Consider the following 14,462-nt stretch of genomic DNA (forward strand, 5'->3'; position numbering starts at 1 on the left):
GGCCTACGAGTCGGTATCGTTATGTAGGCCGGATAAGGCTACGCCGCCATCCGGCATCATATGTTAAGCAGCAATCACTTCGTAGGAATGGGTGATATTCACCGCTTTTTCCAGCATCAACGCCACGGAGCAATATTTCTCAGCAGAAAGATCAACCGCCCGAGACACAGACGCATCTTTCAGATCGCGACCCGTCACGATGAAATGCAGATTGATGTGGGTAAACAGACGCGGTGCTTCTTCACGGCGCTCAGAGGTGAGCTTCACTTCGCAGTTGGTGACATCCTGGCGTCCCTTTTGCAGAATGGACACGACATCAATGGCGCTACACCCCCCTGCCGCCATTAATACCATCTCCATCGGGCTCGGCGCTTTATCACCAGAGTTACCGTCCATCAAAATTTGGTGGCCTGAGGCGGACTCACCGAGGAAGGTTAACCCCTCAACCCACTTTACACGCGCTTGCATATTTCGTAACTCCAATGTTTCAATTTTCCTGACAGATTACGCGTACATAACAATTCTCGCAATGGAAGGCGACCTGCGTCATGCTGAAGCGAGACACCAGGAGACACACGGCGAAAGCTATGCTAAAACAGTCGGGATGCTACAGTAATACATTGACGTACTGCATGTATGCAGAGGACATCACATTACAGGCTGCAATCTATTTTTAGCAGCCCCCTTCCCAGGTAGCGGGAAGCACATTTTTGCAACCCCAGAGACAGCGTCGTGTTCTGGCTCTGGAGACAGCTTATAACAGAGGATAACCGCGCATGGTGCTTGGCAAACCGCAAACAGACCCGACTCTCGAATGGTTCTTGTCTCATTGCCATATTCATAAGTACCCATCGAAGAGCACGCTGATTCACCAGGGTGAAAAAGCGGAAACGTTGTATTACATCGTTAAAGGCTCAGTGGCAGTGCTGATCAAAGATGAAGAAGGGAAAGAAATGATCCTCTCTTATCTGAATCAGGGCGATTTTATTGGTGAATTAGGCCTCTTCGAAGAAGGCCAGGAACGTAGCGCCTGGGTACGTGCCAAAACCGCATGTGAAGTCGCTGAAATTTCCTACAAAAAATTTCGCCAATTAATCCAGGTCAACCCAGATATTCTGATGCGCCTGTCTTCTCAGATGGCTCGTCGTCTGCAGGTAACGTCTGAAAAAGTGGGCAACCTTGCCTTCCTCGACGTAACCGGTCGTATCGCCCAGACTCTGCTGAATCTGGCGAAACAGCCTGACGCGATGACCCACCCGGATGGCATGCAGATTAAAATCACCCGTCAGGAAATTGGCCAGATCGTTGGCTGTTCCCGTGAAACCGTTGGTCGTATCCTGAAGATGCTGGAAGATCAGAACCTGATCTCCGCACATGGTAAGACCATCGTCGTCTACGGCACGCGTTAATCCCATCGACATGGCGTGTTACGTAGTAATGCGCCATTTTTGTTTGCTCCGATGTGGCGAAGACTGATTTATCACCCCGAGATCAACTACGCACTACGACAGACGCTGGTGCTATGTTTACCTGTGGCTGTCGGTCTTATCATTGGTCAGCTTCATCTGGGACTGTTGTTCTCCCTCGTCCCTGCCTGTTGCAATATTGCGGGTCTTGATACCCCACATAAGCGCTTTTTCAAACGCTTAGTGATTGGCGCGTCGCTGTTTGCCGGCTGCAGCCTGATAATGCAGTTACTGCTGGCACAGACTATACCCCTGCCGCTGATCCTCACCGGCCTGACGCTGATTCTCGGTGTGACTGCTGAGCTAAGCCCGTTGCATGCACGACTTCTGCCCGCCTCACTGATCGCGGCGATTTTCACACTGAGTCTGGCCGGGAACATGCCCGTCTGGGAGCCATTGCTGATCTACGCGCTGGGGACAGTATGGTACGGCCTGTTTAACTGGTTCTGGTTCTGGATGTGGCGTGAACAACCGCTGCGCGAATCACTCAGTTTGTTGTACCGCGAATTAGCCGATTACTGTGAGGCCAAATACAGCATGTTGACCCAGCATGCCGATCCCGAAAAAGCGCTACCCCCCCTGCTGGTCCGTCAACAGAAAGCCGTGGATCTGATTACCCAGTGCTACCAGCAAATGCACATGCTGTCGGCACATCACAATAATGAATACAAACGCTTGCTACGTGTTTTCCAGGAAGCGCTGGATTTACAGGAGCATATTTCCGTCAGCCTGCATCAACCCGAAGAAGTGCAGAAACTGGTTGAACGTAGTCATGCTGAACAGGTGATTCGCTGGAATGCTCGCACCGTTGCGGAACGTCTACGCGTACTGGCCGATGACATTTTGTATCACCGTTTGCCGACGCGTTTTTCGATGGAAAAGCAGATCGGCACCCTGGAGAAGATTGCCCGGCAGCACCCGGATAATCCGGTGGGACAATTTTGCTACTGGCATTTCAGCCGCATTGCCCGCGTGCTGCGTACCCAACGCCCACTGTATGCCCGGGATTTGATGGCTGATAAACAGCGTCGATTACCGTTAATTCCTGCACTGAAAAACTATTTGTCGTTGAAATCTCCGGCGCTGCGTAACGCCGGACGCATCAGCGTCATGTTGAGTATTGCAAGCCTAATGGGTAGCGCTTTACACCTGCCAAAACCTTACTGGATCCTGATGACGATACTGTTCGTCACGCAAAATGGCTACGGCGCAACCCGGGTGCGTATTTTACACCGCTCGGTGGGCACGCTTGTCGGACTGGTCATTGCCGGCGTCACGTTGCACTTTCATATTCCTGAGGGCTTCACGCTGGCAGCTATGCTGCTGATAACCCTGGTGAGCTATCTGATCATCCGTAAAAACTACGGCTGGGCCACCGTGGGCTTTACGGTCACAGCGGTATATACCCTACAGTTACTCACGTTGAACGGGGAACAGTTTATCGTGCCCCGGTTTGTCGACACCGTAATCGGCTGTTTGATCGCCTTTGGCGGTACGCTCTGGCTATGGCCGCAATGGCAGAGTGGTTTACTACGTAAGAACGCTCACGATGCGCTAGGAGCAGATCAAGAAGCCATCCGCCTAATCCTCAGCAACGATCCGCAGGCCACGCCGTTGGCGTATCAGCGCATGCGGGTCAATCAGGCGCAAAACACGTTGTTTAACTCCTTAAACCAGGCCATGCAGGAACCCGGGTTTAACTCGCACTATCTGGCAGATATGAAACTGTGGGTTACACACAGCCAGTTCATCGTCGAGCACATCAATGCAATGACTACCCTGGCAAGGGAGCACACGATGTTGACGCCGGATCTGGCGCAGCGATATCTGGAATCCTGCGAAATTGCACTCCAGCGCTGTCAACAGCGGCTGGAATATGACGGACCGGGAAGTTCTGGTGATGTGAATATTCTCGAATCACCAGAGATGCTCTCACACGGCCCATTAAGTACGCTTGAGCAGCATCTACAACGAATACTGGGGCATCTTAACACCATGCACACCATCTCTTCTGTTGCCTGGCGCCAGCGACCGCACCACGGTATCTGGCTGAGCCGCCGACTGCGGGACATGAAGGGTTAAGAGATTTGCCGGATACGCTACGCTTATCCGGCCTACGAATCACACCTTACCCTGTAGGCCGGATAAGGCGCTCGCGCCGCCATCCGGCAATCAGCCCACCACTTTCGCTACCGCTTGGGCAAAACGCTGCATCCCTTCATCGATATCAGCCTGCTCTACCACCAGCGACGGCGCAAAACGCATCACGTCTGGCCCGGCGTTTAGCACCATCACCCCTTCGTGAGCAGCAGCGTAGAGGAAATCACGCGCACGACCTTTAAATTGCGGCTTCAACTCAGCGCCAATCAACAGTCCCATGCCGCGAATATCGCTGAAAATATCAAACTGCTGATCAATTTTCTGCAAATGCTGCACAAAGGCATGGCGTTTGGCCTGAATACCTTCCAGCACTTCCGGGGTGTTAATAACATCGAACGCCGCTCCCGCAACCGCGCAGGCCAGCGGGTTACCGCCGTAGGTCGAACCGTGCGAGCCAACATGGAACGCGGAGGCTATCTCCAGCGTCGTCAGTACCGCGCTCACCGGGAATCCACCGCCAAGAGCTTTAGCACTGGTCAGGATATCCGGCGTCACGCCGTAGTGCATATACGCAAACAGGTCACCGGTACGCCCCATCCCACACTGCACTTCATCAAACACCAGCAGCGCCTGATGTTGATCGCACAGTTCGCGCAGCCCCTGCAGGAATTCTGACGTGGCAGCGGTAACCCCTCCCTCACCCTGAATAGGCTCAACCACCACCGCACAGGTATGATCATCCATCACCGCTTTTACGGCATGCAGATCGTTAAACGGTACATGGATGATATCCGCGGGCTTTGGTCCAAAGCCATCAGAGTATTTCGGCTGCCCACCCACGGAAACGGTAAACAGCGATCGACCGTGAAACGCATTATGGAAGGCGATAATTTTAGTTTTGAATGGGCTATGGCGCACACAGGCGTAATGGCGTGCCAGCTTAAAGGCGGTTTCGTTAGCTTCGGTACCGGAGTTCATGAACAACACGCGTTCAGCGAAAGTGGCATCAATGATTTTGCGGCCTAAACGCAACGCCGGCTCATTGGTGAACACGTTACTGGTATGCCACAGAGTTTCACCCTGGGTTTTTAATGCCTCGACCAGTGCCGGATGGCAATGCCCTAACGCGGTCACTGCAATGCCGCCCGCGAAATCAACGTACTCTTTACCCTGTTGATCCCAGACTCGACTTCCTTTCCCCTTTACCGGGATAAACTCTGCCGGTGCATAAATCGGCAGAATCACTTCATCGAATGTTGCGCGCGTAATTGCAGTTTGTTCAGTTGCCATGTCATTACCACCCTGTTAAGCAGAAATGCTAGTGAAATTATAATCACAAAATATGAATAAAAAATCACTGAATAGCAACCATAAATCACCGGTTAAGGAAATTAGCCAGCAGTTGATGCCCCTGATCGCTGAGGATGCTCTCCGGGTGAAATTGCACCCCTTCCATATCCCACTCCCGGTGACGAATGCCCATAATCTCCTGCGTTTCACTCCACGCCGTCACTTCAAAGCACTCAGGCAACGTCTCAGGTGCGACCACCAACGAATGGTAGCGCGTCACCGTTAGCGGATTTGCCAATCCCTGAAAAACACCTTGCCCGGTATGCGTAATGGGTGAAGTCTTACCGTGCATCACTTTCGCCGCCCGCACGACGGTCGCGCCAAAGGCTTGTGCCATTGCCTGATGGCCCAGACAAACGCCCAGCATAGGGATCTTATCCGCATAATGACGAATGACATCCAGCGAGATGCCCGCATCATCCGGCGTGCATGGCCCCGGGGAAATGACGATTTTCTGCGCATTCAGCGCATCAATTTGCGCCAGCGTCAGCGCGTCGTTGCGTCTGACAAGGACATCTGCGCCCAGTTCGCAGAAGTATTGATACAGGTTCCAGGTAAAAGAATCGTAGTTATCGATAAGCAGGATCATGGCGGCTCCGGTACAGAAGAACCGCGCTATTCTACTCAGTTTCCAGGGCTTCGCTTACCACTTTACGAAATATCGCCTGCAGTGCGGACAGGTCACCCATGGCGCCGCTTTGATTTGCCTGGTTCCACTCCTCAACCTGAATGCCCTCCCAGTTGAGTATATACCCGGCATGAATCGCCAGCTGTTCGAAGAAAATACGCTGCGCCAGACCACTGCCGATGCGAAACGGGTGCAGCACGTTAATTTCACAGTAGTAGTGTGCGAGGCGGTCCACAAACTTTTCTGGCGGCAATCCCACCAGCCAGGACTCGTCTTCCAGGTCCTGCATCAACACGTTGCCCTCTTTCTCTATCCAGGCAAAATGGCAGAAAGGTGTGTCGCCCTGATAAATATCCACTTCGCGTAGCTTGCCAGCCCAGTCGAAAATATCCTGATAAAGCTGGCGATGAATAGCGCACAGGTAGGGTAAACCTCGAACTAACGGCCCCAGTTCAATCGTGGCAGCACGCAGCGCCGTCAATTCATAAGCTGCCTGCGCCAGACGCTGCGCCTGATGAACCCCCAGCCGGTTACGCATAACGTTCAGCCCGGGATACAAATAGGGGTCACGTCCATCACCGAATTTATCGCTCATAGTGCCTCCGCAATTCCTCAAGACGCGCCAGGGCGTCTTCAGCGCTCAGAGTAACCCGTGGAATATCCACGCCTTCCAGTCGCCGGCTTGCCTGGAAATTGGCATTTCGCAGTTGCGCCCAGAGCCTGGACTTTTGTTTATCGGTGAGTTTTTTCACGTGACCTCCCTGAATGAGCCGACACTTGCCACAAGTATAAGCAGCAATTTCGGGTTACGCAGAGAGGGGGGAGAACGCGGGCAGGGACTACCCGCGCAAAATAGGCTTACGGCAGGACTTTAGCGGAAAGGATAACAATCGGTTTTGACGGAACATTCTGGTAAGGACCGACATCGTGGGTCTGTACCTGCGCAATCTTGTCCGCAACATCCATACCTTTCACAACTTTACCGAACACGGCGTAACCAAAGTCACGCTGGCCATGATCGAGGAATGCATTGTCCGCAATGTTGATAAAGAACTGGCTGGTCGCACTGTCTTTATCCGCAGTACGCGCCATAGCAATCGTGCCTCGGGTGTTACGCAGCCCGTTATCCGCTTCATTCTTGATTGGCGGGTTAGGTTTTTTCTGCTGCATCTGCTCGTTAAACCCACCACCCTGCACCATAAATCCCGGGATCACACGGTGGAACGTGGTGTTGTTATAGAAACCGCTGTTGACATAATCGACAAAGTTTTGCACTGAAACCGGGGCTTTCTGGCTGTTCAGTTCCAGTTCAATGTTACCGGCAGAGGTTGTCAGCAGAACGTGCGGATCCCCTTTCGCTGCCAGCGCTGCGGGAGAGATAGCAGAAAGAGCGAAAACAGCTGCAACAGCCGCCAGAGTCGATTTGAGCATGAGATTTCCTTAAACGAGAGCAGAAACTAAAGCAAGTGGATTGATTCTAAAGAGCCTTCATGAACAAGGCCATCCCTTTACCTAATTTTACGTACTTGAAACAAATGTAACCTCATAGCCGGAAATACCTATGTGATCACGATCACATACAAAAATGTAACAGGCTCAGTAATTACCAAAAAATATTTAAATACATCACTAAAACGCCTAAAATCTGCCCGCTCACGGCGCCGTTAATGCGCCTTACACTTCTATACAGGCCAGTCATGACTAACAGCAATCGCATTAAGCTCACATGGATTAGCTTTCTCTCCTACGCCCTGACAGGTGCGTTGGTAATTGTCACCGGGATGGTGATGGGAAACATCGCGGATTATTTCCATTTGCCCGTTTCCAGCATGAGTAACACCTTCACCTTCCTGAACGCAGGTATCCTGATCTCTATTTTTCTGAATGCCTGGCTGATGGAAATCGTGCCGCTGAAAACGCAATTGCGTTTTGGCTTCATCCTGATGGTATTGGCAATCGCCGGGCTGATGCTCAGCCATAGCCTGGCGTTGTTCTCTGCGGCAATGTTTGTGCTGGGACTGGTGAGTGGTATCACCATGTCGATTGGTACGTTCCTGGTGACTCAGATGTATGAAGGTCGCCAGCGTGGCTCCCGCCTGCTGTTTACCGACTCCTTCTTCAGCATGGCGGGCATGATTTTCCCCATGGTTGCGGCCTTCCTGCTCGCGCGCAGCATTGAATGGTACTGGGTCTATGCTTGTATCGGCCTGGTATATGTCGCCATTTTCCTGCTGACCTTCGGCTGCGAATTCCCGGCGCTGGGCAAACATGCACAACAGTCAGATGCACCGGCCGTGAAAGAAAAATGGGGCATTGGCGTGCTGTTCCTGGCGATTGCGGCGCTGTGTTACATCCTCGGTCAGCTTGGTTTTATCTCCTGGGTTCCGGAATACGCCAAGAGCCTGGGCATGAGCCTGAACGATGCCGGTAAACTGGTTAGTGACTTCTGGATGTCTTACATGGTCGGCATGTGGGCGTTTAGCTTTATTCTGCGTTTCTTCGATTTGCAGCGTATTCTGACCGTACTGGCAGGGCTGGCCACCGTGCTGATGTATCTGTTCATCACCGGTACGCCAGAGCATATGCCGTGGTTCATTCTGACACTGGGCTTCTTCTCCAGCGCGATTTATACCACCATTATTACCCTTGGTTCTCAGCAGACCAAAGTTGCCTCACCTAAACTGGTTAACTTTGTGCTGACCTGCGGCACCATTGGTACCATGCTCACCTTCGTCGTCACCGGTCCTATCGTGGCGCACAGTGGCCCATTAGCCGCATTACAGACTGCGAACGGACTGTATGCCGTGGTGTTCGTGATGTGCTTTATCCTTGGGTTCGTCACGCGTCATCGCCTGCATAACGCACCAGCAACGCATTAATCTCAGTGCCGGAGGGCGCTTCGCTTGCCCGGCCTACACACTGCCGGATGGTGTCTGCGCCATCCGGCCTATTCTCATACCCTCTTCTTTCGCTGGCGATGTCGGCCCAAACACACTAAAACCCCTCAATTTGTATGCTAATTGTACAAATATGAAAAGCCTGTCAATTCCGTCACTTATAAAAATGCTGACAAATCAGTTATATACCTCTTAAGGAGTATATAAGGCCGAATTTGATTTGTATCAATAAGCGCGGTTGCTGAATCGTTAAGGTAGGCAGTAATAGAAAAGAAATCGAGGCAAAAATGAGCAAAGTCAGACTCGCTATTATCGGTAATGGTATGGTCGGCCATCGCTTTATTGAGGATCTTCTTGATAAATCCGACGCTGCCAATTTTGATATTACCGTCTTCTGTGAAGAACCCCGCAAAGCGTACGACCGCGTACACCTGTCATCCTACTTCTCTCACCACACAGCTGAAGAGCTTTCTCTGGTGCGTGAAGGGTTCTATGAGAAGCATGGCGTTAAGGTGTTAGTCGGTGAACGTGCAATTACCATCAACCGCCAGGAGAAGGTAATCCACTCCAGCGCGGGCCGTACGGTCTATTACGACAAGCTGATCATGGCGACCGGCTCCTATCCGTGGATCCCACCGATTAAAGGTTCCGAAACCCAGGACTGCTTCGTTTACCGTACCATCGAAGATCTCAACGCCATTGAGGCTTGCGCCCGCCGTAGCAAACGCGGTGCCGTCGTCGGTGGTGGCCTGTTAGGTCTGGAAGCCGCCGGAGCGCTGAAAAGCCTGGGCGTGGAAACCCACGTGATTGAATTCGCCCCCATGCTGATGGCTGAACAGCTGGATCATATGGGTGGCGAGCAGTTACGTCGCAAAATTGAAAGCATGGGCGTGCGTGTGCACACCAGCAAAAACACCAAAGAGATCGTCCAGGAAGGCACCGAAGCGCGCAAAACCATGCGTTTTGCCGACGGCAGCGAGCTGGAAGTTGATTTCATCGTCTTCTCCACCGGTATTCGCCCACGCGACAAACTGGCAACCCAGTGCGGTCTGGACGTCGCTCCGCGCGGCGGCATCGTCATTAACGACAGCTGCCAGACATCTGACCCGGATATCTATGCGATTGGCGAATGCGCCAGCTGGAACAACCGCGTATATGGTCTGGTCGCGCCGGGTTACAAAATGGCCCAGGTCGCTGTGGATCATATCCTCGAAACTGAAAACGCTTTCGAAGGTGCGGATCTCAGCGCCAAACTGAAGTTGCTCGGCGTAGATGTTGGCGGAATTGGCGACGCGCACGCGCGCACACCGGGTGCCCGTAGCTATGTCTATCTCGATGAAAGCAAAGAAGTCTACAAACGCCTCATCGTGAGTGAAGATAACAAAACCCTGCTGGGTGCGGTTCTGGTCGGTGATACCAGCGATTACGGCAACCTGCTACAGCTGGTGCTGAACGCCATCGAACTGCCGGAAAACCCGGACTCGCTGATTCTGCCAGCGCACGCAGGCAGCGGTAAACCATCAATCGGCGTGGATAAACTCCCGGACAGCGCGCAGATTTGTTCCTGCTTCGACGTCACTAAAGGCATGCTGATTGCCGCGATCAACAAAGGTTGTCACACCGTTGCGGCGCTGAAAGCCGAAACCAAAGCCGGTACCGGCTGCGGCGGGTGTATCCCGCTGGTGACCCAGGTCCTGAACGCCGAACTGGCGAAACAGGGTATCGAAGTGAATAACAACCTGTGTGAACACTTCCCGTATTCACGTCAGGAACTGTTCCACCTGATCCGCGTAGAAGGCATTAAAACCTTCGAAGAATTGCTGGCTAAACACGGTAAAGGTTACGGCTGCGAAGTGTGTAAACCCACCGTTGGCTCCCTGCTGGCCTCCTGCTGGAATGAATACATTCTTAAACCACAGCATACCCCGCTGCAGGACACTAACGACAACTTCCTGGCGAATATCCAGAAAGACGGCACCTATTCCGTGATCCCGCGTTCTGCGGGTGGCGAAATTACCCCTGAAGGCCTGGTGGCCGTGGGCCGTATCGCCCGTGAGTTTAACCTGTACACCAAGATCACCGGCTCCCAGCGTATTGGGCTGTTCGGCGCACAAAAAGATGATCTGCCGGAAATCTGGCGTCAGTTGATTGAAGCCGGTTTCGAAACGGGTCATGCATACGCCAAAGCGCTACGTATGGCGAAAACCTGTGTAGGCAGCACCTGGTGCCGTTATGGTGTTGGCGATAGCGTTGGCTTCGGCGTCGAGCTGGAAAACCGCTACAAGGGCATTCGTACACCGCACAAAATGAAGTTTGGTGTTTCTGGCTGTACCCGCGAATGTGCGGAAGCCCAGGGTAAAGACGTCGGTATCATCGCCACCGAGAAAGGCTGGAACCTGTACGTTTGTGGTAACGGCGGGATGAAACCTCGTCATGCAGACCTGCTGGCGGCCGATGTCGATCGTGAAACGCTGCTCAAGTATCTTGACCGCTTTATGATGTTCTATATCCGTACTGCGGACAAACTGACCCGTACTGCACCGTGGTTAGATAACCTGGAAGGCGGTATCGAGTATCTGAAGTCCGTCATCATCGACGACAAACTGGGCCTGAACCAGCACCTGGAAGAAGAGATGGCCCGTCTGCGTGAAGCGGTAGTGTGTGAGTGGACAGAAACGGTCAACACGCCGTCCGCGCAGGTTCGTTTCAAACACTTTATCAACAGCGATCAACGCGATCCGAATGTTCAGGTTGTCCCTGAGCGCGAACAACATCGTCCGGCTACGCCTTATGAGCGTATTCCGGTGACTCTGGTGGAGGAAAACGCATGAGCCAGTGGAAAAACATCTGCAAAATCGATGACATTCTGCCTGCGACAGGCGCCTGCGCCCTGTTAGGTACTGAGCAGGTTGCTATTTTTCGCCCGTATCACAGCGATCAGGTGTTTGCGATCAGCAATATCGACCCATTCTTTGAGTCCAGCGTACTGTCGCGTGGGTTGATTGCTGAACATCAGGGTGAGCTGTGGGTCGCCAGTCCGCTCAAAAAACAGCGTTTTCGCTTAAGCGACGGTCTGTGCATGGAAGACGAACAGTTTTCCGTGAAGCATTACGAAGCCCGAGTGAAAGACGGCATGGTGCAACTGCGCGGTTAACTTATTTTTGGGAGGCGCAACGCCTCCCTTTTTTGACGTATTTGTAGGTCTTTTATTGGTAGGCCTGATAAGCATAGCGCCATCAGGCAATTGCCGGATGGCGGCATAAATGCCTTATCCGGCCTACGGTTACGATTTCTTTTTATTTTTGTACTTCAAGGATAATCAACACATGTTCACAGACACTATTAATAAGTGTGCGGCTAACGCTGCGCGCATCGCACGCCTGTCGGCAAATAATCCACTCGGATTCTGGGTCAGCTCAGCAATGGCGGGAGCCTATGTGGGGCTCGGCATCATTCTTATTTTTACTCTCGGTAATTTACTCGATCCGTCCGTACGTCCTTTGGTAATGGGTGCAACCTTTGGTATTGCCTTAACGCTGGTGATTATCGCCGGTTCAGAACTGTTCACCGGTCACACGATGTTTCTCACGCTCGGCGTTAAAGCGGGCACCATCAGCCACGGTCAAATGTGGGCGATTCTGCCACAAACCTGGCTCGGCAACCTCGTGGGCTCTGTGTTTGTCGCTCTGTTATACAGTTGGGGCGGTGGCAGTCTGCTGCCGGTCGACACCAGCATCGTGCATACGGTCGCGCTGGCGAAAACCACCGCACCTGCAACAGTACTGTTCTTTAAAGGCGCCCTGTGTAACTGGTTGGTTTGTCTGGCAATCTGGATGGCAATCCGCACCGAAGGCGCGGCGAAGTTCCTTGCAATCTGGTGGTGTCTGCTGGCGTTTATCGCGTCCGGCTATGAACACTCCGTAGCCAATATGACGCTGTTTGCCCTTTCCTGGTTCGGCCATCACAGCGAGGCCTATACCCTGTCCGGAATTGGTCATAACCTTCTGTGGGTGACACTCGGTAATACTTTGTCCGGTGTCGTATTCATGGGATTGGGTTATTGGTATGCTACGCCAAAATCGGAGCGTCCTGTTCCGGCAAAAATCAACCAAGCTGAGAATCTGGCATAACAGCCAAATAATTAAGGGGTAATGTCGTGGATCATTTGCCTATATTTTGTCAACTACGTGACCGCGACTGCTTGATCGTCGGCGGTGGTGATGTCGCAGAACGCAAAGCGCGGTTACTGCTGGAAGCGGGCGCCCGTTTAACGGTTAATGCGCTGGCGTTTATTCCGCAGTTCAAAGTATGGGCAGATGAAAATATGCTGACGCTGGTTGAGGGGCCGTTCGATGAGTCCCTGCTCGACACCTGCTGGCTGGCTATTGCCGCTACTGATGACGATGCCGTTAACCAAAGCGTCAGCACCGCCGCAGAATCACGTCGTATCTTCTGCAACGTGGTCGATGCGCCAAAAGCAGCCAGTTTTATCATGCCTTCCATTATCGACCGCTCTCCGCTGATGGTGGCGGTCTCCTCAGGCGGTACATCCCCTGTTCTTGCCCGCCTGCTGCGTGAAAGACTCGAATCCGTGCTGCCGCAGCATCTGGGCCAGGTCGCACAATATGCCGGGCAACTGCGCTCCCGCGTGAAAAAACAGTTCGCCAGCATGGGTGAACGTCGCCGCTTCTGGGAAAAATTGTTTGTTAATGACCGCCTGGCGCAGTCGCTGGCGAACAACGATCAGCAAGCTGTAGAGGAAACCACTGAGCAGTTGCTCAGCGAACCGCTGGATCACCGGGGTGAAGTGGTATTGGTCGGTGCCGGTCCTGGTGATGCCGGGCTGCTGACTCTGAAAGGGTTACAGCAGATCCAGCAAGCTGATGTTGTGGTGTATGACCGTCTGGTTTCCGACGATATCATGAACCTCGTGCGTCGCGACGCAGACCGTGTGTTCGTAGGCAAACGTGCGGGCTATCACTGCGTACCGCAAGAAGAGATCAACCAGATCCTGCTGCGCGAAGCGCAACAAGGTAAACGCGTAGTGCGACTGAAAGGCGGTGACCCGTTCATCTTTGGACGCGGTGGTGAAGAGCTGGAAACCCTGTGTCATGCCGGTATTCCATTCTCTGTCGTACCAGGCATTACCGCTGCTTCTGGTTGTTCTGCTTACTCCGGTATCCCACTGACCCATCGCGATTATGCGCAGAGCGTTCGTCTGGTTACCGGACACCTGAAAACAGGCGGTGAACTGGACTGGGAAAACCTGGCGGCAGAGAAACAAACGTTGGTGTTCTACATGGGATTGAATCAGGCGGCGACGATTCAGGAAAAACTCATCGAGTTTGGTATGCAAGCTGATATGCCGGTTGCCCTGGTCGAGAATGGTACCGCTGTAACACAGCGCGTCGTCAGCGGTGTGCTGACACAGCTCGGTGAACTGGCAAAACAGGTTGAAAGCCCGGCGCTGATTATCGTGGGCCGTGTTGTGGGATTACGCGATAAGCTGAACTGGTTCTCTAACCATTGATTCCCAACAACTCAGCGAAATAACCAACCGCATACCGTTCTGAAATCGTTCCGCTAATTAACACAAACGGCAGTCCTGGAATCTCTTTCCTGACTGCCGTTTTTATTTCCCACCTGTTTTTTAAAGCATATTTCCTTGTCTTTGGGTAGTCCTTATCTGGACTACCTCCCTGTTCCATTACTTGATATTTTCACCGGCGGAAAATGGATTTTTTCCATTTTTTTCATATATATAAATAGTTATATCTACAAGGATTTCGTTATGCTTAAGATTGCAAAAATTGCCGTTGTGGCAGGGATTCTGGCCACGCTGACCGCTTGTACGGGTCATGTTGAAAACCGTAATAAAACCTGCTCGTATGATTACCTGCTGCACCCGGCAATCTCGATTTCTAAAATGATTGGCGGTTGCGGCGCAGCGGCTGAATAATCAATAAATCTCTTTGCGCAGATACAAAAAAACCGGGAAATTCCCGGTTTTTTCGGCAACGC

The 14,462-nt window shown here is 52.5% G+C and carries 14 protein-coding genes; 8 read left to right on the forward strand and 6 right to left on the reverse strand.

All coding sequences use genetic code 11. The annotated features are described in order from the left end of the window. Nucleotides 1-63: 63 nt before the first annotated feature. Nucleotides 64-468: an OsmC family protein gene (locus QMN38_RS14130; RefSeq protein WP_202037578.1), complete on the reverse strand. Its 405-nt coding sequence runs from the start codon at nucleotides 466-468 to the stop codon at nucleotides 64-66. A 308-nt stretch (nucleotides 469-776) separates the two neighbouring features. Here QMN38_RS14130 and crp point away from each other — a divergent pair, with 308 nt between their 5' ends. Continuing rightward, a complete protein-coding gene (crp, locus tag QMN38_RS14135) occupies nucleotides 777-1,409 on the forward strand; it encodes a cAMP-activated global transcriptional regulator CRP (protein WP_000242758.1) in 633 nt (210 codons plus the stop codon). A 51-nt stretch (nucleotides 1,410-1,460) separates the two neighbouring features. Continuing rightward, entirely contained in the window at nucleotides 1,461-3,548 is a 2,088-nt protein-coding gene (locus QMN38_RS14140; RefSeq protein WP_271442322.1) for a YccS/YhfK family putative transporter, read from the forward strand. Nucleotides 3,549-3,638: 90 nt separating this feature from the next. Here the strand turns inward: QMN38_RS14140 and argD are convergent, their stop codons facing one another. From argD to ppiA, 5 genes are all read right to left on the reverse strand, one after another. Then, nucleotides 3,639-4,856, reverse strand: coding sequence for a bifunctional acetylornithine/succinyldiaminopimelate transaminase (gene argD, locus QMN38_RS14145; protein WP_323605234.1), 1,218 nt, complete (start codon nucleotides 4,854-4,856; stop codon nucleotides 3,639-3,641). 85 nt (nucleotides 4,857-4,941) lie between these two features. Further along, nucleotides 4,942-5,505 (reverse strand): aminodeoxychorismate synthase component 2, encoded by a 564-nt coding sequence (gene pabA, locus QMN38_RS14150; RefSeq protein ID WP_323605235.1) that lies wholly within the window; start codon nucleotides 5,503-5,505, stop codon nucleotides 4,942-4,944. 31 nt (nucleotides 5,506-5,536) lie between these two features. Further along, nucleotides 5,537-6,139, reverse strand: a complete 603-nt coding sequence (locus QMN38_RS14155; RefSeq protein WP_323605236.1) for a putative adenosine monophosphate-protein transferase Fic — start codon at nucleotides 6,137-6,139, stop codon at nucleotides 5,537-5,539. Beyond that, complete coding sequence (locus QMN38_RS14160) at nucleotides 6,129-6,296, reverse strand: YhfG family protein (protein WP_137381140.1); 168 nt, start codon at nucleotides 6,294-6,296, stop codon at nucleotides 6,129-6,131. Before QMN38_RS14160 ends, QMN38_RS14155 begins: the two co-directional genes overlap by 11 nt. A gap of 106 nt (nucleotides 6,297-6,402) precedes the next feature. After that, nucleotides 6,403-6,975 (reverse strand): peptidylprolyl isomerase A, encoded by a 573-nt coding sequence (ppiA, locus tag QMN38_RS14165; RefSeq protein ID WP_137381141.1) that lies wholly within the window; start codon nucleotides 6,973-6,975, stop codon nucleotides 6,403-6,405. Between the two features lie 266 nt (nucleotides 6,976-7,241). Between ppiA and tsgA the strand changes: the two genes are divergently transcribed. From tsgA to QMN38_RS14195, 6 genes are all read left to right on the forward strand, one after another. Next, entirely contained in the window at nucleotides 7,242-8,423 is a 1,182-nt protein-coding gene (tsgA, locus tag QMN38_RS14170) for an MFS transporter TsgA (protein WP_323605237.1), read from the forward strand. A gap of 305 nt (nucleotides 8,424-8,728) precedes the next feature. Further along, on the forward strand, nucleotides 8,729-11,272 hold the full coding sequence (gene nirB, locus QMN38_RS14175) for an NADPH-nitrite reductase large subunit (protein ID WP_323605238.1): 2,544 nt from the start codon (nucleotides 8,729-8,731) through the stop codon (nucleotides 11,270-11,272). Beyond that, nucleotides 11,269-11,595, forward strand: coding sequence for a nitrite reductase small subunit NirD (gene nirD / locus QMN38_RS14180; protein WP_323605239.1), 327 nt, complete (start codon nucleotides 11,269-11,271; stop codon nucleotides 11,593-11,595). The genes nirB and nirD overlap by 4 nt, the downstream gene beginning before the upstream one ends. A gap of 172 nt (nucleotides 11,596-11,767) precedes the next feature. Beyond that, complete coding sequence (gene nirC, locus QMN38_RS14185; protein ID WP_271455115.1) at nucleotides 11,768-12,571, forward strand: nitrite transporter NirC; 804 nt, start codon at nucleotides 11,768-11,770, stop codon at nucleotides 12,569-12,571. 26 nt (nucleotides 12,572-12,597) lie between these two features. Further along, nucleotides 12,598-13,971 (forward strand): siroheme synthase CysG, encoded by a 1,374-nt coding sequence (gene cysG / locus QMN38_RS14190; RefSeq protein WP_271457495.1) that lies wholly within the window; start codon nucleotides 12,598-12,600, stop codon nucleotides 13,969-13,971. Between the two features lie 261 nt (nucleotides 13,972-14,232). Continuing rightward, on the forward strand, nucleotides 14,233-14,400 hold the full coding sequence (locus tag QMN38_RS14195; RefSeq protein ID WP_271441406.1) for a YhfL family protein: 168 nt from the start codon (nucleotides 14,233-14,235) through the stop codon (nucleotides 14,398-14,400). Nucleotides 14,401-14,462: the final 62 nt, after the last annotated feature.

It is taken from the genome of Citrobacter sp. R-1.5.2, from assembly GCF_035064245.1.
GTDB lineage: Bacteria > Pseudomonadota > Gammaproteobacteria > Enterobacterales > Enterobacteriaceae > Citrobacter.

Excerpts from the sequence above, each read along its gene's own strand:
- crp (WP_000242758.1), top strand. The coding sequence starts at position 777 with ATGGTGCTTGGCAAACCGCAAACAGACCCGACTCTCGAATGGTTCTTG.
- argD (WP_323605234.1), bottom strand. The coding sequence starts at position 4,856 with ATGGCAACTGAACAAACTGCAATTACGCGCGCAACATTCGATGAAGTG.
- QMN38_RS14130 (WP_202037578.1), bottom strand. The coding sequence starts at position 468 with ATGCAAGCGCGTGTAAAGTGGGTTGAGGGGTTAACCTTCCTCGGTGAG.
- nirD (WP_323605239.1), top strand. The coding sequence starts at position 11,269 with ATGAGCCAGTGGAAAAACATCTGCAAAATCGATGACATTCTGCCTGCG.
- QMN38_RS14155 (WP_323605236.1), bottom strand. The coding sequence starts at position 6,139 with ATGAGCGATAAATTCGGTGATGGACGTGACCCCTATTTGTATCCCGGG.
- nirB (WP_323605238.1), top strand. The coding sequence starts at position 8,729 with ATGAGCAAAGTCAGACTCGCTATTATCGGTAATGGTATGGTCGGCCAT.
- tsgA (WP_323605237.1), top strand. The coding sequence starts at position 7,242 with ATGACTAACAGCAATCGCATTAAGCTCACATGGATTAGCTTTCTCTCC.
- nirC (WP_271455115.1), top strand. The coding sequence starts at position 11,768 with ATGTTCACAGACACTATTAATAAGTGTGCGGCTAACGCTGCGCGCATC.
- QMN38_RS14140 (WP_271442322.1), top strand. The coding sequence starts at position 1,461 with ATGTGGCGAAGACTGATTTATCACCCCGAGATCAACTACGCACTACGA.
- pabA (WP_323605235.1), bottom strand. The coding sequence starts at position 5,505 with ATGATCCTGCTTATCGATAACTACGATTCTTTTACCTGGAACCTGTAT.
- QMN38_RS14195 (WP_271441406.1), top strand. The coding sequence starts at position 14,233 with ATGCTTAAGATTGCAAAAATTGCCGTTGTGGCAGGGATTCTGGCCACG.
- ppiA (WP_137381141.1), bottom strand. The coding sequence starts at position 6,975 with ATGCTCAAATCGACTCTGGCGGCTGTTGCAGCTGTTTTCGCTCTTTCT.